We start from the raw sequence: 23,359 nt of genomic DNA on the forward strand, positions 1-23,359 counted from the left end.
GATGGATAGACGGATGGAATAGGGGCGAAAAGAAGAGAACGGATGTCGTATGACAGACTATCGGGAAATTCTCGCGCCCGTCGCCGGCCGCGTCCAGTGTTGTTACGGATTGCCGTCAGGCCGCGTCGTTCAGGTGGCAGGCACTGAACTGCATCGGCGCCACCTCGCGCAGCAGCGGCCGCTCGGTCTTGCAGCGCGGCATGGCCTGTGGACAACGCGGATGGAAGGCGCAGCCGCCCGGCGGGTCCAGCGGCGACGGCAGCTCGCCCTTGATCGGCTGGTAGCTGCGGCGCCCCGGTGTCAGCGTTGGCAGTTCCTTGAGCAGGGCCTGCGTGTACGGATGGTTGGCGCGTTGGAACACGGTCTCGGTCGGCGCCAGCTCGACCACGCGGCCCAGATACATGATGGCCACGCGGTCGGAGATGTGGCTGACCACGCTGAGGTTATGACTGATGAACAGATACGTCAGATCCAGCTCGTCGCGCAACGTCTCGAACAGGTTCAGCACCTGCGCCTGGATCGACACGTCCAACGCCGCCACGGCCTCGTCGCATACGATCACCGAGGGTTTCAGCGCCAGGGCCCGCGCGATGCCGATACGCTGGCGCTGGCCGCCCGAGAACTGGTGCGGATAACGCTGTGCGAAGGCCGGGTCCAGCCCCACCTGGCGCATCAGGCCGGCCACGTACTCGGCCTTGTCGCGCGCGCGGATCAGGCCATGCGCCACCGGCGCCTCGCCGATGATCTCGCGCACCCGCATGCGCGGGTTGAGCGAGGCGTAGGGATCCTGGAAGATCATCTGCACGCCCAGCTCGTAGGCGCGCCGCTGCGGCGGCGCCATGGCCTTCACGGCCTGCCCCTGGTAGCGCACCTCGCCGGAAGAAGGCGGCAGGATGCCCGAGACAATGCGGCCCAGCGTCGACTTGCCGCAGCCCGATTCGCCGACGATGCCGATGACTTCGCCCGGCTGCACGTCCAGGTACACGCCGGCCACGGCGTGCACCACCTGGGTCTTCAGGCCCGCGCCCAGCAGGTTGGCGATGCGGCCGGCCAGGTCCACGTGTTGCGTGAAGCGCAGCTCCACGCCGCGCAGCGACAGGATGGGGGCGGCGTTGTGATCGGCGGCGTTCATTGGACCTCCGGCGCGCCGGCATGCCAGCAGCGCACCCATTGCGATGGGCGCACTTGCACAGGCTGCGGTTCGACCAGACAGGCGTCGGTGGCGCGCGGGCAACGCCCGCGGAACGCACAGCCCTGCGGCAGATTCAGCAGCGACGGCGTCATGCCGGGAATCGGTACCAGCGGCCGGCCACGCGATTGCGGCGTGGGGATCGAGGCGATCAGGCCGTGCGTGTACGGATGCATCGGATGGCTGATGACGTCGCGCGTGCTGCCGGTCTCGACCACGCGGCCGGCATACATCACCGACACGCGGTCGGCCAGGCCCGCCACCACCGCCAGGTCGTGGGTGATCCACACCAGGCCGGTGCCGGTCTCGCGGCACAGCTTCTGCACTTCGAACAGGATCTGCCCCTGGATGGTCACGTCCAGCGCCGTGGTGGGTTCGTCGGCAATGATGACGCGCGGGGAATTCAGCAGCGCGATCGCGATCGCCACGCGCTGCCGCATACCGCCGGACAACTGATGGGGATAGGTACGCAGGCGTTCCTGCGGCGAGGGGATGCCGACCATCGTCAGCGTCTGCAACGCGCGTGCACGCGCCTGGTCGCGCGATACCTTGTGGTGCGCCCGCACCGCCTCGATCATCTGCGTATCGACGCGCAGCACCGGATTCAGCGTCATCATCGGGTCCTGGAAGATCATGGCGATCTCCTGGCCGCGCAACTGCCGCCAGCGCGCTGGCGAGGCGCCGCGCAGGTCTTCGCCGTTCAGGCGCAACTCGCCCTCGACGATGCGGCCGGGCTCGTCCAACAGGCCCATCAACGAAAAGCCGGTAATGCTCTTGCCCGACCCGGATTCCCCGACCAGGCCCAGGATCTCGCCCTCGGCCAGGGTCAGGTCGACGCCATCGACCGCCTTCACCACCCCATTGCGGGTGAAGAAATGCGTCTTCAAGCCCCGCACATCGAGCACCGGCGACTTTTCCACAGCTTGCGTCTGCATCGCGTCCGCCCTCAATTCGCGTGGCGCGGGTTGAGCACATCGCGCAAGTGGTCGCCCACCAGGTTGATGGCGATGATGGCCAGCGCCAGCGCGATGCCGGGGAAGAACGAAATCCAGTACTGCCCCGACAGCAGGTACTCGAAGCCGTTGTAGATCAGCATGCCCAGCGACGGCTCGGTCACCGGCACGCCCACTCCCAGGAACGACAGCGTGGCCTCCAGCGCGATGGCATGCGCCAGGTCGATGGTGGCGATCACGATCAGCGGCGGCATGCAGTTGGGCAGCACGTGGCGAAACAGCACCCGCCCCCACGACAGCGACATGCAGCGCGCCGCCTCGACGTATTCCTTGCCGCGCTCGACCAGCGCGGCGCCGCGCGCGGCGCGGGCGAAATAGGCCCACTGCACCACGATCAGCGCAATGATCACCTTATCCACACCCTTGCCCAGGATCGCCAGCAGCATCAGCGCCACCAGAATCGCCGGAAACGACAACTGGATATCCACAATGCGCATCAGCAGGGCATCGATGCGGCCGCCGAAGTACGCCGCGATCAGCCCCACCGTGGCGCCGATGCCGAACGCCGCCAGCACCGACACCGTGGCCACCAAGAGGCTGGTGCGCATGCCATACAGAATGGCCGACAGCAGATCCCGCGCCTGGCCGTCGGTGCCGAGCCAGTAGTGGATGGCGCCATCGCCGCTTTCGCTGCCCGGCTTGAGCTTGGAATCCATGATGTCGAGCGACGCCAGGTCATACGGATTCTGCGGCGCGATCCACGGCGCCAGCAGCGCGGCGCCGACGATCAGCACCAGCATCACCAGGCCCAGCGTGGCCAGCTTGCTGGCGAAGAAATCGCCCAGGAAACGGCGCCACGGCGTCTGTTCCTTGGCGGCGGCGGTCGGCGCGGTGGCGGTCGCGGGGGCGGTCATCGGCGGCTATCCAGGCGTACGCGGGGATCGAGCACCGTATAGATGATGTCCACCACGAGGTTCAGCATTACAAGGAAGAACACAATCAGCAGCAGGTACGCCACCACCACCGGCCGGTCCAGGTTGATGATGGAATCGATCAGCAGCTTGCCCATGCCGGGCCACGAGAACACCGTCTCGGTCACCACCGCGAACGCCATCACCTGACCGAACTCCAGGCCGGCCACCGTCACCACGGGGATCAGGATGTTCTTGAGCAGGTGCACGCCCAGCACGCGCTTTTCCGACAGGCCCTTGGCGCGCGCGAACTTGATGTAGTCCATCGGCAGCGCCTCGCGCGTGGCGGCGCGCGTCACGCGGATGATCATGGCGCACTTGGCGAAGGCGATGGTGGCCGCCGGCAGCGCCAGGCTCAACCAGCCATCCAGCGTCAGCACGCTCAGTTGCAGCGAACCGATGCTGACCGTCTGGCCGCGGCCGCCGGCCGGCACCCAGCCCAGCATCACCGCGAACACCATGATGAGCATCAGGCCGACCCAGAAGTTGGGCAGCGAGAAGCCCAGCACCGATCCGGTCATGATGGCGCGCGAGCCCGCCGCCTTGGGCTTGAGGCCGGCAATGATGCCCAGCGGCACGCCGATCAGCACCGACAGCAGCATGGCCACACAGGCCAGTTCGACGGTGGCCGGCATGCGCTCCAGGATCAAACGCATGGCCGGTTCGCCGGTCAGGAAGCTGTTGCCGAAATCGCCGCGCACCGCCTGGCCCATGAAGATCAGGTACTGCCGCCACAGCGGCAGGTCCAGGCCCAGCGAGGCGCGGATGGCCGCGCGCTGCGCTTCGGTGGCCTCCGGACTGGCCAGCATCGACACCGGATCGCCGACCATGTAGATGCCGGCGAAGACCAGCGCCGACATGACCAGCATGACGACGATGGTTTGCAGCAGTCTTCGTACGATTGTCGCTAGCACTGGATACCGCCCGCGAATCGCGTCACTTCTTCAGCGTTGCGAACTGCGCCAGCGTGACCTGGTCGGGACGGCCCTGATAGCGGATGTCGTTCTTCATCGCCCACACCGACAGCTCGAAATGCACAGGCAGCATCGCATAGTCGTCCATGGCGATGTTGCTGGCCTTGGACAGCAGCTCGGCGCGCTTGGCGTCATCCATGGTGGCCGAGGCTTCCTTCACCAGTTCGTCCATCTTCGGGTTGGAATAGCGGCTGCGGTTGGTGGTGCCCAGGCCCGCTTCGGGATTGCGCGTCACCAGCAGCGAGGTCAGCGCGTTCGACATCTCGCCACTGGTCACCGACCAACCGGCCAGGTAGGCCGAGAACGCATAACTGTCGCGGTTCTTGAAGAACACCGGCGGCGCCATCGCATCGACGCTGGTCTTGACGCCCACGCGCGTCCACATCGAGGCGATGGCCTGCGCCACCTTGGAGTCGTTGACGTAGCGGCCCGAGGGCGCGCCCAGCGTGATCGAGAAGCCATTGGGATAGCCGGCTTCCTTCAACAACGCCTTGGCCTTTTCCACATCGGCCTTGGGCGCCTTGGAATGCTCCTTGCTCGAGCCGAACATGGGGTAGGGCAGCAGGTTGCCCGCGGGCAGCGCCACGCCGCCCATCACACGTTCGACCAGCGCGTCGCGGTTGATCGCCAGCGACAGCGCCTCGCGCACGCGCTTGTCCTTGAGCGGGTTCTTTTCGGTGCCCTGAATGCCCGGCGACGGCTCGGCGTACTGGTCCAGCGCCACGTACACCACGCGCACCGACGGTGTCTCTTCGACGTAGAGCTTCTTGTCGCCCTTGAGCTTGGGCAGGTCATCGGTCGGGGGATCCTCGATCATGTCGACGTCACCGGCCAGCAGCGCGGCCACGCGCGCCGCGGCGTTGCTGATCGGGCGGTAGATGACCTTGTCCCAGGTGGGCTTCTTGCCCCAGTAATTGTCATTGCGCGCCAACACGAATTCAGCGCCGCGCTTCCAGGAAACGAACTTGTACGGGCCGGTGCCGATCAGGCCGTCGCCGCTGTTCAGTTCGGTGGTGGTCTTGCCCTCGGCCGCCGGGCCGGAGGCGGCCTTCTTCGACATGATGGGCAATTGCGCCAGGTTCACCAGCAGGTTCGGCGCCACTTCCTTGGTGGTGATGCGCAAGGTCAACGGATCGACCGCCTCGGCCTTGGCCACCGAGCCCAGGTACAGCGTGAAGGGCGACGGGCTGTTCGGTACCTTCGGCACGCGGTCGTAGGTGAAGACCACATCTTCGGCCGTGAATGGCGAACCATCGGAGAACTTGACCCCGGGCCGCAGCTTGAAGGTCCACACCTTGCCGTCGACAGTCCAGGATTCGGCCAGCGACGGCACCGGCTTGAGCTGTGCGTCGGTGGCCACCAGCGTGTCGAAGATGGTCTGGGATATCTGGGTGTTCGGCGTCAGCGCGTGATATTGCGGATCCATCGACGATGGTTCGGTCTTGAGCCCGATCACCAGGTCGCGCGCCAGCGCCGAATTGAGGGTGCCGAAGGCCAGCAGAACCGCCACCGAACCACAGGCCAACACACGCGAAAACCGAGATGCCATCATGATCTCCCAGGGATGTTTCGGGTTTTAAACCTCTGGCGCACCTTAACCAGCAAACAAGGCCCCGCGCAACAGTTATATTCCCCTATTGTCCTTGCCTCGCGTTGTCCCCGATATGTCCGTCCACGCCCCCATCGCCGCCATTGCAACCGCCCCCGGAAGAGGTGGCATCGGCGTGGTGCGCGTTTCTGGTGCGGACCTGTCCGAATTGGTGCGTCGCCTGTTCCAGCGCGACCTCACCCCGCGCCATGCGCACTACCTGCCGTTCAAGGCGGTCGACGGCGAACTGCTTGACGAAGGCATCGCGCTGTACTTCAAGGGACCGCATTCCTACACCGGCGAAGACGTGCTCGAGCTGCAGGGCCACGGCGGTCCCGCGGTGCTGCGCCGCGTGCTCGATAGCTGCCTGGCAGCGGGCCGCGACCTCGGCCTGCGGCTGGCCGAGCCGGGCGAATTCACCCGCCGCGCCTTTCTCAACGACCGCATGGACCTGGCGCAGGCCGAAGCTGTCGCCGACCTGATCGAAGCGTCCTCGGTGGCCGCCGCGCGCGGCGCCATGGCCTCGCTGTCGGGCGACTTCTCGGCCCGCGTCAATGATCTGTCCGACCGCATCATCCACCTGCGCATGCTGGTCGAGGCCACCCTCGATTTCCCCGAAGAGGAAATCGACTTCCTCGAGAAATACCAGGCGCGCCCCACGCTGGAAAAACTGGCCGCGGACCTCGATCATCTCATCGCCCAGGCGCGCCAGGGCGTGATCCTGCGCGAAGGCCTGCACGTGGTGCTGGCCGGCCAGCCCAACGTCGGCAAGTCGAGCCTGCTGAACGCGCTGGCCGGCGATGACATCGCCATCGTCACGCCCATCGCCGGCACCACGCGCGACAAAGTGGTGCAGCAGATCCATATTGACGGGGTGCCCCTGCACATCGTCGACACCGCCGGCCTGCGCGAGACCGACGACACCGTGGAAAGCATCGGCATCGCCCGCAGTTGGCAGGAAATCGAACGCGCCGACGTCATCCTGCACCTGCAGGACGCCACCCAGCCTGGCGATGAGCTCGACGCGCAGATCACCGCGCGCCTGCCGCCGCGCACGCCGGTGCTGAAGGTTTTCAACAAGGTGGATCTGTTATCCACAGCCTTTGCCGCCGGCCCCGGTGAACTCGGCATCTCCGCCAAGCGCGGCGCCGGCCTGGACGCGCTGCGCGCCGAGCTGCTGCGGATCGCCGGCTGGAATCCCGGCGCCGAATCGCCCTGGCTGGCACGCGAGCGCCACCTGCGCGCGCTGCAGGACGCCGCCGAACACCTGGCGCTGGCGGCCGAACACGCCGAACAGGACGACCGCGTGCTGGATCTGTTCGCCGAAGAACTGCGGCTGGCGCATGACAGCCTGTCGAGCATCACCGGGAAATTCACCAGCGACGACTTGCTGGGCGAGATCTTCTCCAGTTTCTGTATTGGGAAGTGAGGCCAGGCGTGGCAGCGACCGCGGGCGCATCGGGCCCGCGCAAGGGCGGAGCCGTGTCGACGCGCGCCACCGCGGCAAGCTGGACGTTCACGGCATTTTCGTGCGCCGCCACCTTGGGCGATGGATACGTCGCACATAAGTGAGCAATTGCTCGCGTTATAAACATCCGCTCAATGCCACGATGATTTTCCAGCTGAAAATCGAGCCGGCCATCCTGCCTTTCAGGCCAGCCAACCCGACCCTTCACCGCCCCCTATCCGTCACGCAAAAAGGGAAGCCCTCTAAAATATGCGAGCTTTTGCTCACCCCTATTTTTCAAGGGATTTTTATTCAAAAATAGCTTCAATCAGGCGTTTTCCGACTTGCCAGCCGACCCCACTGGCGCCGCTTTCAGCGTCTCGCGCGCGAGGCGATTGCTGGCCAGAGATTTCGCGTATACCGATGCCGGCCGAATGCGTTGCGCGATCACGAAACCGCTGATGCAGGCCAGCATCAGCGGCAGCATCACCTCATAGCTCAGCGTCATCTCGAAGATCATCAATATCGACATCAGCGGCGCGTGCGTCGTGGCCGCGAGCAAGGCGCCCATGCCCACCACCGCGTAGCTCGACACCGCCGACAGATCGCCAGCGGGAAACAAAGCGTGCAGCCCGGATCCGTACAAGGCGCCGACCGCCGCGCCCACGAACAAAGTCGGCGTGAACACGCCGCCGATCGCGCCGGAGCCGACGCTGGCGCCGGTGGCCACGATCTTGAACAACAGGATCGCCGCCACCGCCTGCCAGGCCCATTCGGTGTGCAACATGCTGTTGACCACGCTATAGCCATTGCCCCAGACCTCGGGTTTGAACACCGACAGCGCCCCGACCACCATTCCACCGAGCGCCATCCTGGCCCACAGCGGCAGCGACAGGCGGCGGAACAAGCTCTTGCTCGCGTCGAGAAACCGCAGGAACTGTGGCGCCAGCAACCCGGCGATCAGACCCAGTCCCAGATAATTGGCGACCTCCCAACCCGACACGAATTCGAACGGCGGCATATGGAACACCGCGTCGTAGTGCAGGATCTGGCGGGTGACGATATTGGCTACCACCGAAGACACCACCAGCGGCACCAGCGTGGCCGACGAAATGGCGCCGTAGACGATTTCGGAGATGAACAGGGCGCCGGCGATCGGCGCGTTGTAGGCAGCGGTGATCCCGGCGGTCGCGCCGCAGGCCACCAACAGGCGCAGATGGCGGGGTGGCAGCACCAGATAGCGGCCCGACAGCGACGAGAACATCGCCGCCAACTGCACCATCGGCCCTTCGCGGCCGATCGAAGCTCCCGAACCGATTGAAAACAAAGAAGAAATGCTGCGCGCCACGGTCTGGCGAAAACCGATGACGCCGCGGCCGATGGCAATCGCTTCCATGTAGTCGGCGGCGCCGCGCGGCGGCAGGCGGCGGCTGGCGATCTGCAGGATCAGCCCGGCGATCGCGCCCCCGGCCGCCGGCAGCAGAAAACGCTCCCACCAGGACAGTCCGCGCGCCAGCGACACCATGCCGTGCGGCGAATCGCCCCCTTCCAGCAGCATCTGGATCCAGCCCAGCAGTTCCCGAAAAATCACCGTCGCCAGGGCGCCGGCCAGTCCCATCAGGGCGGCCGCGCACAGCGTCGCGGGCAGATTGTCAGCCAGCAGACGGCCGCGCAGCCAGGTCGCCCAGGCCGGTTTTTTGATTCTGAGTTGTCGTGCCATGGGCGGATTCTACGGCGGAAATCTGCTCACTTTTTGTTCAGCCCGCCGTCAACCGGCGCGGAACGGCACCCCTCACACGGGCGATTCGGGCGTCGCCTCCAGGGCCCTTTACGGCCCCGCAAAGGGGCGAAAACCAGGGTAGGCAACCGGCGTTTTTTCGGGGTAAAAGTGCCGCTGCCAGGCCCGGTTTGGCGGAACAGGGCTGTGGATAACTCCTAAGGCGGCAGGTTGTGCACATTGTGTGGAGGCGAGTTGAACAAGCAGGGGTTTTGGACCCGGTCCGAAATCTTGTCCAACTTCAGCTCTTTTCCCACACAGAGTTCTTGCACAGCCAAAAACGCTCGCAAGTCGATGAAAAAAAACGGGTTTCCAAGGTTAAGGTAGTTATCCACAGGCCTTATTAATCATTAGTCTTTATATAAAGAGAAATACAGGGAAAAGACAAACATGCTTTCTCCTATCCCCCAGCCACGCCCCCCCGGACTCCGTCCATGCGCATCCTTCTGATAGAAGACGAAGCGGAACTTGCTCGCTGGCTCTCAAGAAGCCTGGCCCGGCACGCCGGGTTCGTGGTCGAATGGGCTGACGACGGATTGATCGCCGAAAGAAGGTTGGCGGTCGAAGAATTCGATGCGGTCATCCTCGACCTGGGACTTCCCGGCATGGATGGCCATACCTTGCTGGCCAAGATCCGCGCGCGGGACGACCGTACGCCGGTGTTGGTCTTGACCGCGCGCGATTCACTGGCCGAAAAAATCGGGACGCTTCATGAGGGAGCGGACGATTTCCTGCCGAAACCGTTTGTTGTGGAAGAGTTGGAAGCGCGTTTGATCGCGCTGGTACGCCGCAGCCGGGGCCGCGAACATCCGCGGCTCACCCTGGGAAACCTGGTTTTCGAGACTTTCGCGCAGAAATTCACGGTCTGCGGACAGGCTTTGCAGTTATCCCCACGTGAACACGCGGTCCTGCGCGTGCTGATCCAGAAAAGCGGCGAACCCATCAACAAGCAGCAGATTCTCGATCGCATCGTGACGGACGATGCTGACATCAACCTCGAAGCCATCGAGGTGCTGGTGCACCGGCTGCGCAAGAAATTGGCGGAAACCGGCGTGCAGATCACCACCATGCGCGGCATGGGCTACTGCCTGGAGAACGCTGTTGACAACTAGTTTTCCGGAAAAAACCCCGGTTTCCAGGAAAAAAAACCGCAACCGCACCCTGAAAACACAGTTGCTCTGGTGGCTGATTCCGACCCTGGTGCTGGTGATGATGGGCGCCCTGTGGCTGTCCAACCACCAGTTGCGCAACCAGGTCGATATTGCCTACGACCGTTCGCTCGCCGGCGCGCTGCGCGCGATCGACCACAACATATCCACAGCCAGCGGTGGATTAGCCATGGAGCAGCCGTACCTGATGCTGGAATTCTTCGAGCTCACGGCCAATGGCAGCGTGTTCTACCGCGTGGCCACCGAGGACGGGCTGGCCGAAATCGGCCATCCCGGCCTGCCCATGCCGACCCAACCGCTGGTGTCCGGCGAACCGCGGTTTTTTTACGCCACCTACCAGGGCGCGCCCGTGCGCGTGGCCGCCCTGGCCCGGCCCATGGATCCGCCGCTGTACGCGAATAAAGGGGGACGGGTCATTGTCCAGGTGGCCGAGGGTCTGGAAAGCCGCCAGGCCTTCCTGCACCAGGTGCTGGTGCGCTCGGTCGAGCGCGACCTGGCGGTGATCCTGATCAGCGTCCTGGTGATCGTCCTGGGGGTGTTCATGGCCCTGCGCCCCCTGGAGCGCCTGCGGCAGGAAGTGGAAAGGCGCTCCGCGGACGATTTAAGCCCCGTCAGCGCGTCCGAGATGCCGGGTGAGGTCCTACCCCTGGTTGCCGCCGTAAACCTCCACATGGCCCGCTACGTGGCCCAGGCGAGGGTTCAGAGCCAGTTCCTGGACGACGCCTCGCACCAATTGCGCACACCGTTATCGGTTTTGCGGACCCAGACCGCCTACGCCTTGCGCGAAACATGCCCCCAGGAGGTTCGTACAGCCCTTCTGGCGATGCAGGAGGGGTTGGACAGGGCGGTACGCACCACCAACCAAATGCTGGCGCTGGCGCGCGCTAAAGACGCTTCGCTGGCCGAAGGTGGGCTGACGGCCGAACCGCTCGACCTGGCGGCGGTGGCGCACGGGGTCATCCGCGCCCTGCTGCCGACCGCGCGCGCCCGCCAGATCGACATCGGCCTGGATGCCGGGGACGACCCCGTGAGGGTGCCCGGCGTGGAGTGGCTGCTGCGCGAGGCGGTCAGCAACCTGGTCGACAATGCCGTCCGCTACACCGCTCCCGGCGGCGTGGTCACCGTGGTGGTGCGCCGGCAAGCCGGCCAGGCCCGCCTGGCGGTGGAAGACAGCGGACCCGGCATGTCGGTCGAGGACATCGCCCGCGCCGGTACCCGGTTTCGCCGGGGCGCGGCCGGCAAGAACAAGCCCGGCGCCGGGCTGGGGCTGGCCATTGTCGAAACCATCGCCGGTTTGCTGGGGGCGCGCCTCGTGCTGGAAAACCGGGCGCCCGTGCCCGGCTTGCGCGCCACGCTGGTGTTTTCCCTGGAAACACCGGCCGATGTTGCGCCGCACCAGGAAAATCGCGGTTTTTGAAAGGTATTGGAAAGCTTCGATTTTGTACGGTTGCATCCGCTGGATGCACGACCGGGCGGCAGGCCGCCTCGAGCGCCAGCCATGCCTAGACCTATAAATTCGGAGACGCAAGAATGCAGACCAGCCTCACGCTGCGCCTGGCCGCCGTCGCGGCGCTCGGCGCGATCACCCTGTCCCTGGGCGCGGCCCACGCCGCCGACGAACCGCGCCGCCCCGAATGTATCGCGCCGGCCCAGCCCGGCGGCGGCTTCGACCTGACCTGCCGCCTGGCCACCGAGGGCCTGAAGCAGAGCGGGGCGCTCAAGAGCGCCATGCGCATCGTCTACATGCCCGGCGGCATCGGCGCCGTGGCCTACAACAACATCGTCGCCCAGCATCCCAACGAACCCGGCACCATCGTGGCGTTCTCGGGCGGGTCGCTGCTGAACCTGGCGCAAGGCAAGTTCGGCAAGTACAACGTCAACGACGTGCGCTGGCTGGCGGCCATCGGCACCGACTACGGCGTGGCCGTGGTGCGCAACGATTCGCCGTACACCGACCTGAAGGGCCTGATGGAAGCCTTCAAGCAGGATCCGACCAAGATCGTGCTGGGCGCTGGCGGCACCGTCGGCAGCCAGGATTGGATGAAGGCCGCGCTCACGGCCAAGGCGGCCGGCGTCGATTTCAAGAAAATGCGCTTCGTGGCCTTCGAAGGCGGCGGCGAGGCCGTGACGGCGCTGCGCGGTGGCCACATCCAGGCCTACATGGGCGATGCCGCCGAAGCCTTCACCATGCTTGAAGGCGGCGCCCCCATCCGCGTGCTGGCAGTGTTCAACGATCAGCGCCTGCCGGGCAAGCTGGGCATGGTGCCGACCGCCAAAGAGCAGGGCTACGACATCGTCTGGCCCATCATCCGCGGCTTCTACGTCGGCCCCAAGGTGTCGGATGCCGATTACCAGTTCTGGGTCGACGCCTTCAACCGCGTCGCCGCCGCGCCGGAGTTCGCCAAGCTGCGCGAACAGCAGGGACTGTTCCCCTTCAACAAGACCGGCGCCGATCTCGATGCCTACGTGAAGCAGCAGGTCAAGCAATACGCCGAACTGGCCGACTCCTTCGGCTTGATCAAGAAATAAGCCTTCTACCAACGGAATGCTGATCATGAACGATCGAATCCTGGGCATCGCGGCGCTTGCGCTGGCGGCTTTCATGACCTGGGCGGGGTGGGGCATCGAAGCGCCGTTCGCCTACGAGCCGGTGGGCCCGCGCGCCTTCCCGCTGCTGCTGGCGCTGATCATCGGCCTGTGCGGTCTGCGCCTGGCCTACAAGGGCGGCAACGCGGTCGAGCCCAATCCGGCCGGCGCCAATGGCCGCATTGCGCTGATGGTGGTGTTCGCCACCGCGTATGCATTTCTGTTCCAGTGGCTGGGCTTCATTGTTGCCACCGCGTTGATGACGGTGTTCGTCGGCCGCCTGTTCGGTGGCGGCTGGATCAAGTGCGCGATTGGCGGCGTCGTCATGAGCGCTTTCTTCTACGTGCTGTTCGACAAGGTGCTGGATGTGGTCTTGCCCGGCGGACTGCTGGAGAACCTGATATGAGCGGAATCCTCGATCATCTGTCGATCGGCTTTGGCGTGGCGCTGTCGTGGACCAATATCCTGGTGGCCGCGATCGGTTCATTCTTCGGCACCATGGTCGGCGTGCTGCCCGGGCTGGGGCCGATCAACGGCGTGGCGATGCTGATCCCGATCGCGTTCGCCATGAACCTGCCGCCCGAGACCGCGCTGATCCTGCTGGCGGCGGTGTACGTCGGCGCCGAATACGGCGGCCGCATCACATCGATTCTGCTGAACGTGCCGGGCGAGGCCAGCGCCATCATGACCACCCTGGACGGCTATCCGCTGGCGCGCCAGGGCATGGCCAACGTGGCCCTGTCGCTGTCGGCGTGGTCGGCATTTTTCGGCGCCATCGTGTCGGTGGTGGGCATCATCCTGCTGGCGCCGCTGCTGGCCAAATGGGCGCTGGCCTTCGGTCCCGCCGAATACTTCGTGCTGATGATCTTCGCCTTCTGCTGCCTCACCAGTCTGCTCGGCAAGCAGCCCATCAAGGGCGTGCTGGCGGCGATGATCGGCCTGTCGATCTCGGTCATCGGGGTGGACGCGAACTCGGGCGTATACCGCTATACCTTCGACTCGGTGCACCTGGCCGATGGCGTCGATTTCGTGGTGGTGGTGATCGCCCTGTTCGCCGTCAGCGAGATGCTGGAAATGCTCGAAAAAGTGATGGCCGGCTACAGTGTCGAAGTCAAGCCCAGCGGCCGCAAGATTTTCAATCTGAAAGAGCTGGCCTTTACCTGGTGGAGCGTGGTGCGCAGTGCCTTCGTCGGTTTCGGCGTCGGCGTGTTGCCGGGCGCGGGCGCCAGCGTGGCCGCGGCCGTGGCGTATTCGCAGGAAAAGCGCATCGTCGAAGCCAAGGATCCCGATGCCAAGTTCGGCAAGGGCGACATGCGCGGGCTGGTGGCCCCCGAAGCGGCCGCCACTTCCTCGGCCATCGGTTCGTTCGTACCGATGCTGACGCTGGGCGTGCCGGGCTCGGGCACCACCGCGGTGATGATGGGGGCGCTGACGCTCTACAACATCACGCCGGGGCCGGTGCTGTTCGATTCCAAGCCGGAGCTGGTGTGGGGTCTGATCGCGTCGCTGTTCGTGGCCAATGTATTGCTGTTCATCATGAACGTGCCGATGGTGCGCCTGTTCTCGAAAGTGCTGTCGGTGCCGGGCTGGATGATGGTGCCGGGCATTCTGTGCATCAGCTACATCGGCGTATACGCGATCAACGCCGGTACCTTCGATCTGCTGCTGGTGGCCGGCATCGGCACGCTCGGCTACTTTCTGCGCAAGTTCGGCGTGCCGATGGCGCCGCTGGTGCTGGGCGTGGTGCTGGGCGACATGATGGAACAGAACCTGCGCCGCGCCCTGTCGATGACCGATGGCAATGTGTCGGTGCTGTTCGCCAGTCCGGTCGCCATCACGTTGTGGACCGCCGCTATCGCGGTGGTAGTGGTGCCGCAGGCTCTGCGCCGCATGCGCAAGGGCAGGAAGGTTGCCGCCGGACCGGCGTGATGCGCTCGCGCGCAGCCCCGCCCTTTGGGGGCGAGGGGCTGCCGCGAGCGCGATGCCGGCGATTGCCCAGGAGCGCCACGGCGCTCCTTTTTTTCGCGGGTCGAAACGCGGATGCAGCAAAAAGAAAGGCGCCCCATCGGGACGCTTTCGGTTCGCGTGTTGCTCGGCGTCAGACTTGCGCCAACCGTTCCAGCGCGGCGTCCAGCGTGGCGTCTTTCTTGGCAAAGCAGAAGCGCACGATGCGGTGGTTGGATTCGGCGGCGTCGGGGCGCTGATAGAAGGCGGAAACGGGAATCACCGTCACGCCATGACGCACCGTTAAGTCGCGCGCGAAATCCGCTTCGCTCTGCTTGGAGATATCGCTGTAGTCGGCCAGCAGGAAGAACGTGCCGGGGCTGGGCAGTGGCTTGAAACGCGTCTTGGCCAGGCCTTGCGACAAGCGGTCGCGCTTGGCCTGGTAGAAGGCCGGCAGGTTCAGATAGGGCTTGGGATCGCGCATGAACTCGGCCAGCGCGAACTGCATCGGCGAGGGTACCGTGAACACCATGAACTGGTGCACCTTGCGCAGTTCGGCGCTGAGCTGGCGCGGCGCGCAGCAGTAGCCGATCTTCCAGCCGGTGGTGTGGTAGGTCTTGCCGAACGACGAGATCACGAACGCGTGCTCGGCCAGCAGCGGACGACGCGCAATGCTGGCATGCGGCTTGCCATCGAACACGATGTGTTCGTAGACCTCGTCCGACACCAGCAGCACGCCGGTATCGCGCACGATGGCTTCGAGCGCGTCCAGGTCGCTGTCGTCCAGCACCGCCCCGGTGGGATTGTGTGGGAAGTTCAGCATCAGCAGGCGGGTCTTGGACGTGATGGCGTCGCGCACGCGCTGCCAGTCGATGCGGTAGTAGGGATCGTCCGTGGTGGGGGCGAGCAACGGCACCGGCACGGCCGTGCCGCCGGCCAGGCGGATGGCGGGCAGGTAGGAGTCATAGCAAGGCTCGATGACGACCACTTCATCGCCGCTGTTGACGGCGGCCAGCACCGTGGCCATCAGCGCTTCGGTGGCGCCGCTGGTGACGGTGATCTCGGTTTCGGGATCGTAGGCACGGCCGTACAGCGCTTGTGTCTTGGCGGCGATGGCCTCGCGCAGCGGCGCCACGCCAGGCATGTAGGGGTACTGGTTATGGCCGTCGGCCATGGCCTTGGTGACCAGCGCGCACAGCGCGGGATCGGGATCGAAGTCCGGAAAGCCCTGGCCCAGGTTGATGGCCTTGTGCTCGATGGCCAGGCGGCTCATGACGGTGAATATGGTGGTGCCGACGTCGGGAAGTTTGGATCGGATCATGATGGACGCGAAAAGGAACGCTGGGTGTGCGCGAGAGTTTTCGTAAGTATCCCACTAACTCATAATTCAGGATTCTCATGAGCTTATGGCGTAGGCGATATCGTGGTTCAGAACGTGTTGTGGAGGATCGCTGGCGGCTTGGCGATCGCCTTGGCCGGCGCTTTGCTGGCCGTGTGGGCGCATCTGCCGCTGCCATGGATGCTGGGCGCGCTGCTGCTGACGGCGGCGGTGCGCATTGCCGGCGGTGGCACGGTCTGCCCGCGGCCCGCGCGCAATGCCGGCCAGTGGGTCATCGGCACCTCGCTGGGGCTGTATTTCACGCCGCAGGTAATCGGGCATATCGGCGCCAATGCCGGCCCCATCGCCGTGGGCATGGTGTTCGCGTTGGGGCTGGCGTTCATCGGTACGGCGCTGCTGCGACGCTACACCGATGCCGATTTCAAGACCGCGTGGTTCGCTTCGGCAATCGGTGGCGCCAGTGAAATGGCAAGCCTGGCCGAGCGCCACGGCGCGCGCATCGACCGCGTGGCCACGGCGCACAGCGTGCGGGTGCTGCTGGTGGTGGTGACCGTGCCGTTCATCTTTCAGTGGTGGGGAGTGGCGGGTCTGGATCCGACCGTGCCGGGGCCACGGACAGTGCATGCGGCGGGCCTGGCCGAACTGGTCGCGCTGACCTGTGCCGGTGGCCTGTTGTTCATGAAGTTGCGCTGGCCCAATCCCTGGGTATTGGGCCCGATGCTGGTGGCGATGACGCTGACCGCTTGCGGCATCGAGTTGTCGGCGTTGCCGGACTACGTGCCGAAGGTGGGCCAGTTGCTGATTGGCTGGTCATTGGGCGATCGGTACCGGCCGGATTTCTTTCGCGCGGCGCCGCGTTTCATCGCCGTTGTGGCGGCTTTCACGGTGGTGGCGTTGGCATTGGCGTTTGGCTTGGGCGCGTTGTTGTCGTTATGGTCGGCGGCGCCGATACCCACGCTGATTCTGGGTACCACGCCAGGCGGCATTGCCGAGATGGCGATCACGGCCAAGGTGCTGCAATTGGGCGTGCCCGTGGTCACCGCGTTCCACGTTACGCGCATGGTGTTTGTCGTGCTTGTCACCGGCCCGATGTATGCGTGGTTGGCGCGGCGGCAGGCAAATTCCGCGTAGCGGTATTGGGTTTCCAGTCAGAAAAATACGACATTGGGGAAAACAACTATATGACGCTGTAATGTGGGGTGAGTATGCTGGTTTCCGCAGTTGATTCAAGCAGCGCGCGGGCTTGTTCTGCCGTTTTTGCGGCATGCCGGAACGCAGCAGCAACGCAGGTATCGCTACCGGTCGTTCAGTTCTCACGGCGTCCTTGATTCATTGCATTTCGTTAATTACAGGACGCTAGGAAAATGGCTCAGAAGGGCAAAGTTAAGTGGTTCAACGCTGACAAGGGTTACGGTTTCATCACGCCGGACGCCGGCGGTACCGATGTTTTCGCACACTTTTCCGCCATCCAGGGCCGCGGCTATCGCAGCCTGAACGAAGGCCAGGAAGTCGAATTCGAAGTCAAGGATGGTCCGAAAGGACCTCAAGCGGCCGAAATTCGCCCGCTCTAAATCGGGAAATCCCAATTTCCCGTGCGCCAGGCCAGGCCTGGCTACAACGCCCCAGAACCTCACGGTCTGGGGCGTTGTTTCATTTGCGCGGCGCCTTTGGATCTGCCTGCACTAATGAGTGTTAGTGTTCACTAACATGTGCTTCACCCTTGGATAAGTTTGTGGATAATTATTTTCGAGCATATGCCATTTGCTGCGCAGTAATGAAGCAACAGCGATTTCCGCCGGGCGGTTTTGCACATTTTTGTGGCGAATCGGGCGGGTTGTCCTGAAGACATTACGTGTTGTTGTGCGCGGCCGTGTTCTCCAGGCTGTTTCCCGCGAAACAGTGCTTTTCCCCTGCAAAACCAGGCGTTTACGCGTTTTTTTGAGAGCCGCTTGCCGGCTTCAGGGGGCTTGCGGAGGGCTCGACTGATCGCGACAAGGCGAATACAAGGGCCTTTTCTGGCAGGGTTGTTCACAAAGATATCCCCATCCCGGTTATGCACAGAATGACACCCGGGATAGCCGAAAGGCGGGTGCTCAGCCTGTGGATAGAAATGGGGATAGTCTTGCGGCGATGGCTTTGATCGGGGCAGCGACTTTTCCACAGCCTGTTATTTTCGCCGTATCGTCCGTGCGTATGGCTCAACCGAACGGATGATGGCGCAACGCGGGAGCGAGGAGCAAGATGGCTGTTTGAGCCGGCGTCTTGCGCTCGACTTGTCCACTGCGGCGCCCACCCCGACCCGATGCGTGAACAAGCATGTGGATAAGACAGCGGACCTGATTCGGGCGCGTTTGGACTGATGGCCGCTGTCGAAGTTCCCGCGGGAGTATGCCGGCATCGGCATGGTCGGCACAGGCCTCGCATATCGATAGCCGAGGTTTGTGAAACCCGCGGCGATCTTTATCGTCGTCATAGTCCACGCTTATCCACACTTTTTTCCACTGCCATGCGTTGCGGCCCTGGGCCGCGGATCTGGGCGGGGCGTTGGTGGAAAGTGCGAGGCCTATCAAGTGCCAGGACGGTTTTCGCCGTACAGGATTGCGGTTTTGTGGGTTTTCCCGATTCTGGGTATTTGGTGCCGAGATAGGTTGTTCGCCGGTTCTCCATCTTTTGGTGGGTTCGGACTGGCGAGTCGTCGAGTTATCCCCAGAGTTGTTCCACGTGAAACCTCCCCTTTTGGGGTGTGGACGTCGATGTTGATAAGTCGCGGGCGAATGGCTGGTGGATGAATGTCTTCGATCCGTTGAGTCTGGCCGATGCATGCGTTTCCAACCACGCATTGGAGTCCGTGATTGGCATGGCGTCTGTGTTCGAAGTGCCGGTGCGGAATTTGTCACTTATGACGGTGCGTGGCGTTGTCCATGCATTTTGGCAGGCTGTTCCGCCGTTGAGGTATCGACGCCTCCGAAGTGCGACAAGTTTTGTTTAGAGCGGCAATGTTTCAAGGGAATGACCGGTGATATTCACGAAGTTCGATTGAGCCAGTTGGCTAGGCGCCGGCTAGCTGGTCATCCTTTACACGTCGCTGCCCGGTTCCCTGTTTCACGTGGAGCTCAAAAAAAAATTTCCACATTTCGAGGGCAGGGTAGGGTATAGGGCCGGAAATCGCTTTTTTTTTGCGACGGAGTGGTTTCACGTGGAACATCTTCAACAGAAATACGCTGCACCTAAGGATCGAATTTTCGATGGTGCCAGGAGCAATGAGTCGCCTTGTTCTCCGGGTAGCTCCGTGTTCTAGAGTGCTTGTCCGCGTGGTTTCAATGTTTCACGTGGAACATCAACGCGAGTGCGGACATAAGTTAGCAAAAGGCGCGCGGCACATCTGTTCATCAACGCTGAGCCACATCGTGCGTCGCGTCCGTTTCACCGGAGTTTGTGGGGTTGTTGCATGCCGCGCGCGAGGGGGGGCGAACGAAAGACCTGGCGGCGGGCGGACACCTTCCGTACACAGGCTAGATTGCGCGAATTCTGTTCGGGACTTGGTTGGAAAAGGGAGGCGTTGGGTATTGCGGCTGCGTCAAGCTCGTCGATCCTTGCCCAGAATGTTCCACGTGAAACACTCACCCTTTCCACGAGGCTGAACGGATGCTTGAACAAGCGGGGGTCACGCTTCTGTCGCCCTCACGGCCGGCGTTCAAGGGTAGGGTGTTTCACGTGAAACATCGTCTTTGTGCTGCGGCCTGGGCATCGCCGGGCGCTTGTCTGATTTCTTTCCTCCGGATGATGAACGGTATTGGACAGCATGGCCCCAAGGATGGCCCATGTTTCACGTGGAACAACGGAGGAACAGCGGCAGGTGCCGGCATATTCAAACAGTGTCTGGAGGTGGTCTCGTTGCCAATTTGCACTAGCCACGCCACATTGATGGCCCGTTATGCCATCGCGCCATGTTTCACGTGAAACATTGCCCCCCCTGCCTCTATAATGAGCACCGAACGCTCTCTTATCTCCCCATCATGGATTATCCCCGCGAATTCGATGTCATCGTCGTCGGTGGCGGTCACGCCGGTACCGAAGCGGCGCTGGCGGCAGCGCGCACCGGTGCCCAGACGCTGTTGCTGACCCATAACATCGAGACCCTAGGCCAAATGTCTTGTAATCCCTCGATTGGTGGGATCGGCAAGGGCCACCTTGTCAAAGAAGTCGATGCACTTGGCGGTGCCATGGCACTGGCGACGGACGAAGCAGGGATTCAATTCCGTATCCTGAACGGTTCGAAGGGGCCGGCCGTGCGCGCGACCCGCGCTCAGGCTGATCGCGTGCTGTACCGCAAGGCCATCCGCGGCCGGCTGGAGAACCAGCCGAACCTGTGGCTGTTCCAGCAAGCGGTGGAAGACCTGATGGTCGAGGGCGACCGCGTGGTCGGCGCCGTAACCCAGGTGGGACTGAAATTCCGGGCAAAGACGGTGGTGCTGACGGCCGGTACGTTCCTGAACGGCCTGATCCACGTGGGGCTGCAGAACTATTCGGGTGGCCGCGCCGGCGATCCGCCCGCGATCTCCCTGGGCCAGCGCTTGAAAGAATTGAAGCTGCCGCAGGGCCGTCTGAAGACCGGCACGCCGCCCCGCATCGACGGTCGCAGCATCAACTACAGCATCCTGGAAGAGCAGCCGGGCGACCTGGATCCGATTCCCGTGTTCTCGTACATGGGCAACGTGGCCATGCACCCGCGGCAGTTGCCGTGCTGGATCACGCACACCAACGCACGCACCCATGACATCATTCGTGGCGGCCTCGATCGTTCGCCCATGTACAGTGGCGTCATCGAGGGTGTTGGCCCGCGTTACTGCCCGTCGATTGAAGACAAGATCCACCGCTTTGCCGACAAGGAATCGCACCAGGTCTTCCTGGAACCCGAAGGACTGGATACGCACGAGGTCTATCCCAACGGCGTTTCCACCAGCCTGCCGTTCGACGTGCAGTTGGCACTGATCCATTCCTTGCCCGGTCTGGAGAACGCGCATATCCTGCGCCCCGGCTACGCCATCGAATACGACTACTTCGATCCACGTGGATTGAAGAGCACGCTCGAAACCAAGGCCATCGCTGGCCTGTACTTCGCCGGCCAGATCAACGGTACCACCGGCTATGAAGAAGCCGCCGCCCAAGGTTTGCTCGCCGGGGTCAACGCCGCCCTGTCGGCGCTGGACCGCGAGCAATGGACGCCGCGGCGCGATGAAGCGTACTTGGGCGTGCTGGTGGACGACCTGGTTACGCGCGGCGTGACCGAACCGTACCGCATGTTCACCTCGCGCGCCGAATACCGCCTGAGCCTGCGCGAAGACAACGCCGACCTGCGCTTGACCGAAATCGGTCGCCGGCTCGGCATCGTCGACGACGCCCGTTGGGACGCATTCCACCGCAAGCGCGACGCCGTCGCCGCCGAGGTCGAACGCCTGAAGTCCTCTTGGGTCAATCCACGCGTGCTGCCGCAGGAAGTTGCTGAACCGCTGCTGGGCAAGGCTATTGAGCGTGAGTACTCACTTGCAGACCTGTTGAAGCGGCCCAACGTCTCCTACGAAGCCTTGATGGCCGCCCGCAACACCGACGGCACGCTGCTGGCGGGCCCGGGCGTGGCTGGCGACGAGGTGCTGGCCGAACAGGTCGAGATCCAGGTGAAGTACGCCGGCTACATTGCCCGCCAGCAGGACGAAGTCCAGAAGCAGATTGCACACGAACAGCAGCCGATTCCCGCGGACGTCGACTACGATGCCGTCACCAGCCTGTCGTTCGAAGTGCGGCAGAAGCTCAAGACGCATCGCCCCGAAACCATCGGTCAGGCCGGTCGCATCTCCGGCGTGACGCCGGCGGCGATCTCGCTGTTGCTCATCCACCTGAAGCGCCTGCATTACGGCTCGCGCAAGCAAGCCGCATGAGCGCCCAGCCTACCCCGGCCGGCGCGGACATGGCCGGCCGCCTCTCCCATGCTTTCGAGCAGCTTGGACTGCGCGCCGATGCCGCCGCGGCTGCCAAGCTGCTCGACTACCTGGCGCAGATGCAGCGCTGGAACCGCACCTACAACCTGACCGCCATCCGCGATCCGCAACAGATGCTGGTGCAGCATCTGTTCGACAGCCTTGCCGCCGTGGGCCCGTTCAGCGCAGCGCTGGGCGCGCCGGGCACGCCGGCGAAGCTCTACGACGTCGGCTCCGGCGGCGGCCTGCCGGGCGTCGTCCTGGCCGTCATGCGGCCCGAGTGGTCGGTGACGTGCATCGACGCCGTTGAAAAGAAAACCGCATTCGTGCGGCAGATGAGCGGCGCGCTGGCGCTGCCCAACCTGCAGGCGCGCCACGCGCGCATCGAGACGCTGGAACCGGCCGGTTGCAACATTGTGACGTCGCGCGCCTTCGCCTCCTTGGAGGATTTTGCGATGCTCGCAGGCAGACATGTGGGCAACGATGGTACCCTCGTCGCCATGAAGGGCAAGGTTCCGGATGATGAGATCCAGGCGCTGCACGCGCGTGGGGAATGGCAGGTCGACCACATACAGCCGCTCCAGGTGCCGGAGCTGCAAGCGGAACGCTGCCTGATCTGGATGCGCCGCAGTCAAGGAACCCTATGAAGAACTTACCCCCCAGCTCGACCGCCCGCGTTTTCTGCATCGCCAACCAGAAGGGCGGTGTCGGCAAGACGACCACCGCCATCAACCTGGCGGCCGGGCTGGCCACGCACAAGCAACGCGTGCTGCTGGTGGACCTGGATCCGCAGGGCAACGCGACCATGGGCAGCGGCATCGACAAGAATTCGCTCGAGTCGAACCTGTACCAGGTGCTGATCGGCGAAGCCACCATCGAGCAGGCCCGCGTGCGTTCCGAATCGGGCGGCTACGACGTATTGCCCGCCAACCGCGAATTGTCCGGCGCCGAGATCGACCTGGTGCAGATGGACGAGCGCGAGCGCCAGCTCAAGGCCGCCATCGACACCGTCGCCACGCAGTATGACTTCGTGCTGATCGATTGCCCGCCCACGCTGTCGTTGCTGACGCTGAACGGCCTGGCTGCCGCGCACGGCGTCATCATTCCGATGCAATGCGAGTACTTCGCGCTCGAAGGGCTGTCCGACCTGGTCAACACCATCAAGCGCGTGCACCGCAATATCAACGACGACCTGCGTGTCATCGGTCTGCTGCGCGTGATGTTCGATCCGCGCATGACGCTGCAGCAGCAGGTGTCGGCGCAGCTCGAATCGCACTTCGGCGACAAGGTCTTCAAGACTGTCGTGCCGCGCAACGTGCGCCTGGCCGAAGCGCCCAGCTACGGCATGCCCGGCGTGGTCTACGACCGCGCCTCGCGCGGCGCCCAGGCCTATATCTCGTTCGGCGCCGAAATGATCGAGCGCGTGCGCGAACTCAACAAATAAGCC

General features: G+C 63.9%; 18 protein-coding genes. 11 read left to right on the forward strand and 7 right to left on the reverse strand.

What is annotated here, in order from left to right:
• Positions 1 to 115: 115 nt before the first annotated feature.
• Genes ACN6O8_RS25250 through ACN6O8_RS25270 form a run of 5 tightly spaced genes read right to left on the reverse strand, consistent with a single transcriptional unit; the run spans position 116 to position 5,636 of the window.
• A complete protein-coding gene (locus tag ACN6O8_RS25250; protein WP_427993708.1) occupies positions 116 to 1,132 on the reverse strand; it encodes an ABC transporter ATP-binding protein in 1,017 nt (338 codons plus the stop codon).
• On the reverse strand, positions 1,129 to 2,124 hold the full coding sequence (locus ACN6O8_RS25255) for an ABC transporter ATP-binding protein (protein ID WP_427993709.1): 996 nt from the start codon (positions 2,122 to 2,124) through the stop codon (positions 1,129 to 1,131). Before ACN6O8_RS25255 ends, ACN6O8_RS25250 begins: the two co-directional genes overlap by 4 nt.
• A gap of 11 nt (positions 2,125 to 2,135) precedes the next feature.
• On the reverse strand, positions 2,136 to 3,056 hold the full coding sequence (locus tag ACN6O8_RS25260) for an ABC transporter permease (RefSeq protein ID WP_427993710.1): 921 nt from the start codon (positions 3,054 to 3,056) through the stop codon (positions 2,136 to 2,138).
• Complete coding sequence (locus ACN6O8_RS25265) at positions 3,053 to 4,027, reverse strand: ABC transporter permease (protein WP_006389548.1); 975 nt, start codon at positions 4,025 to 4,027, stop codon at positions 3,053 to 3,055. Before ACN6O8_RS25265 ends, ACN6O8_RS25260 begins: the two co-directional genes overlap by 4 nt.
• Before the next feature lie 22 nt (positions 4,028 to 4,049).
• Positions 4,050 to 5,636 (reverse strand): ABC transporter substrate-binding protein, encoded by a 1,587-nt coding sequence (locus tag ACN6O8_RS25270; protein ID WP_427993739.1) that lies wholly within the window; start codon positions 5,634 to 5,636, stop codon positions 4,050 to 4,052.
• Positions 5,637 to 5,751: 115 nt separating this feature from the next.
• Between ACN6O8_RS25270 and mnmE the strand changes: the two genes are divergently transcribed.
• A complete protein-coding gene (gene mnmE / locus ACN6O8_RS25275) occupies positions 5,752 to 7,104 on the forward strand; it encodes a tRNA uridine-5-carboxymethylaminomethyl(34) synthesis GTPase MnmE (protein ID WP_427993711.1) in 1,353 nt (450 codons plus the stop codon).
• A gap of 346 nt (positions 7,105 to 7,450) precedes the next feature.
• On the opposite strand, the gene ACN6O8_RS25280 is transcribed toward mnmE, so the two are convergent.
• Positions 7,451 to 8,842 carry a ClcB-like voltage-gated chloride channel protein gene (locus tag ACN6O8_RS25280; protein ID WP_427993712.1) on the reverse strand — a complete coding sequence of 464 codons (1,392 nt, stop codon included), beginning with the start codon at positions 8,840 to 8,842 and terminating at the stop codon, positions 7,451 to 7,453.
• Positions 8,843 to 9,333: 491 nt separating this feature from the next.
• On the opposite strand from ACN6O8_RS25280, the gene ACN6O8_RS25285 reads away from it, so the two are divergent.
• From ACN6O8_RS25285 to ACN6O8_RS25305, 5 genes are all read left to right on the forward strand, one after another.
• Complete coding sequence (locus ACN6O8_RS25285; protein WP_427993713.1) at positions 9,334 to 10,011, forward strand: response regulator; 678 nt, start codon at positions 9,334 to 9,336, stop codon at positions 10,009 to 10,011.
• 97 nt (positions 10,012 to 10,108) lie between these two features.
• The gene (locus ACN6O8_RS25290; protein WP_427993740.1) at positions 10,109 to 11,485 is read left to right on the forward strand and encodes a sensor histidine kinase; all 1,377 of its coding nucleotides are present in this window, start codon (positions 10,109 to 10,111) and stop codon (positions 11,483 to 11,485) included.
• Positions 11,486 to 11,598: 113 nt separating this feature from the next.
• Positions 11,599 to 12,597: a Bug family tripartite tricarboxylate transporter substrate binding protein gene (locus ACN6O8_RS25295; RefSeq protein ID WP_427993714.1), complete on the forward strand. Its 999-nt coding sequence runs from the start codon at positions 11,599 to 11,601 to the stop codon at positions 12,595 to 12,597.
• 25 nt (positions 12,598 to 12,622) lie between these two features.
• A complete protein-coding gene (locus ACN6O8_RS25300; RefSeq protein WP_427993715.1) occupies positions 12,623 to 13,060 on the forward strand; it encodes a tripartite tricarboxylate transporter TctB family protein in 438 nt (145 codons plus the stop codon).
• Positions 13,057 to 14,583: a tripartite tricarboxylate transporter permease gene (locus ACN6O8_RS25305; RefSeq protein WP_427993716.1), complete on the forward strand. Its 1,527-nt coding sequence runs from the start codon at positions 13,057 to 13,059 to the stop codon at positions 14,581 to 14,583. The genes ACN6O8_RS25300 and ACN6O8_RS25305 overlap by 4 nt, the downstream gene beginning before the upstream one ends.
• Before the next feature lie 169 nt (positions 14,584 to 14,752).
• Here the strand turns inward: ACN6O8_RS25305 and ACN6O8_RS25310 are convergent, their stop codons facing one another.
• Positions 14,753 to 15,919 (reverse strand): pyridoxal phosphate-dependent aminotransferase, encoded by a 1,167-nt coding sequence (locus ACN6O8_RS25310; protein WP_427993717.1) that lies wholly within the window; start codon positions 15,917 to 15,919, stop codon positions 14,753 to 14,755.
• 138 nt (positions 15,920 to 16,057) lie between these two features.
• Between ACN6O8_RS25310 and ACN6O8_RS25315 the strand changes: the two genes are divergently transcribed.
• From ACN6O8_RS25315 to ACN6O8_RS25335, 5 genes are all read left to right on the forward strand, one after another.
• On the forward strand, positions 16,058 to 17,068 hold the full coding sequence (locus tag ACN6O8_RS25315) for an AbrB family transcriptional regulator (RefSeq protein WP_427993718.1): 1,011 nt from the start codon (positions 16,058 to 16,060) through the stop codon (positions 17,066 to 17,068).
• A gap of 233 nt (positions 17,069 to 17,301) precedes the next feature.
• Positions 17,302 to 17,508: a cold-shock protein gene (locus tag ACN6O8_RS25320; protein WP_006389561.1), complete on the forward strand. Its 207-nt coding sequence runs from the start codon at positions 17,302 to 17,304 to the stop codon at positions 17,506 to 17,508.
• Positions 17,509 to 19,953: 2,445 nt separating this feature from the next.
• Entirely contained in the window at positions 19,954 to 21,873 is a 1,920-nt protein-coding gene (gene mnmG / locus ACN6O8_RS25325; RefSeq protein WP_427993719.1) for a tRNA uridine-5-carboxymethylaminomethyl(34) synthesis enzyme MnmG, read from the forward strand.
• Positions 21,870 to 22,559, forward strand: coding sequence for a 16S rRNA (guanine(527)-N(7))-methyltransferase RsmG (gene rsmG / locus ACN6O8_RS25330; protein WP_427993720.1), 690 nt, complete (start codon positions 21,870 to 21,872; stop codon positions 22,557 to 22,559). Before mnmG ends, rsmG begins: the two co-directional genes overlap by 4 nt.
• The gene (locus tag ACN6O8_RS25335; RefSeq protein ID WP_427993721.1) at positions 22,556 to 23,356 is read left to right on the forward strand and encodes a ParA family protein; all 801 of its coding nucleotides are present in this window, start codon (positions 22,556 to 22,558) and stop codon (positions 23,354 to 23,356) included. The genes rsmG and ACN6O8_RS25335 overlap by 4 nt, the downstream gene beginning before the upstream one ends.
• Positions 23,357 to 23,359: the final 3 nt, after the last annotated feature.

This window comes from Achromobacter sp. (assembly GCF_050285565.1).
Lineage (GTDB): Bacteria > Pseudomonadota > Gammaproteobacteria > Burkholderiales > Burkholderiaceae_B > Achromobacter.

Bases quoted from the DNA above. Each gene is read 5' to 3' on its own strand.
- ACN6O8_RS25280 (WP_427993712.1), bottom strand. From the start codon at position 8,842: ATGGCACGACAACTCAGAATCAAAAAACCGGCCTGGGCGACCTGGCTG.
- ACN6O8_RS25310 (WP_427993717.1), bottom strand. From the start codon at position 15,919: ATGATCCGATCCAAACTTCCCGACGTCGGCACCACCATATTCACCGTC.
- ACN6O8_RS25290 (WP_427993740.1), top strand. From the start codon at position 10,109: ATGATGGGCGCCCTGTGGCTGTCCAACCACCAGTTGCGCAACCAGGTC.
- ACN6O8_RS25255 (WP_427993709.1), bottom strand. From the start codon at position 2,124: ATGCAGACGCAAGCTGTGGAAAAGTCGCCGGTGCTCGATGTGCGGGGC.
- ACN6O8_RS25285 (WP_427993713.1), top strand. From the start codon at position 9,334: ATGCGCATCCTTCTGATAGAAGACGAAGCGGAACTTGCTCGCTGGCTC.
- rsmG (WP_427993720.1), top strand. From the start codon at position 21,870: ATGAGCGCCCAGCCTACCCCGGCCGGCGCGGACATGGCCGGCCGCCTC.
- mnmG (WP_427993719.1), top strand. From the start codon at position 19,954: ATGGATTATCCCCGCGAATTCGATGTCATCGTCGTCGGTGGCGGTCAC.
- ACN6O8_RS25295 (WP_427993714.1), top strand. From the start codon at position 11,599: ATGCAGACCAGCCTCACGCTGCGCCTGGCCGCCGTCGCGGCGCTCGGC.
- ACN6O8_RS25250 (WP_427993708.1), bottom strand. From the start codon at position 1,132: ATGAACGCCGCCGATCACAACGCCGCCCCCATCCTGTCGCTGCGCGGC.
- ACN6O8_RS25305 (WP_427993716.1), top strand. From the start codon at position 13,057: ATGAGCGGAATCCTCGATCATCTGTCGATCGGCTTTGGCGTGGCGCTG.
- ACN6O8_RS25320 (WP_006389561.1), top strand. From the start codon at position 17,302: ATGGCTCAGAAGGGCAAAGTTAAGTGGTTCAACGCTGACAAGGGTTAC.
- ACN6O8_RS25260 (WP_427993710.1), bottom strand. From the start codon at position 3,056: ATGACCGCCCCCGCGACCGCCACCGCGCCGACCGCCGCCGCCAAGGAA.
- ACN6O8_RS25335 (WP_427993721.1), top strand. From the start codon at position 22,556: ATGAAGAACTTACCCCCCAGCTCGACCGCCCGCGTTTTCTGCATCGCC.
- mnmE (WP_427993711.1), top strand. From the start codon at position 5,752: ATGTCCGTCCACGCCCCCATCGCCGCCATTGCAACCGCCCCCGGAAGA.
- ACN6O8_RS25270 (WP_427993739.1), bottom strand. From the start codon at position 5,636: ATGGCATCTCGGTTTTCGCGTGTGTTGGCCTGTGGTTCGGTGGCGGTT.
- ACN6O8_RS25300 (WP_427993715.1), top strand. From the start codon at position 12,623: ATGAACGATCGAATCCTGGGCATCGCGGCGCTTGCGCTGGCGGCTTTC.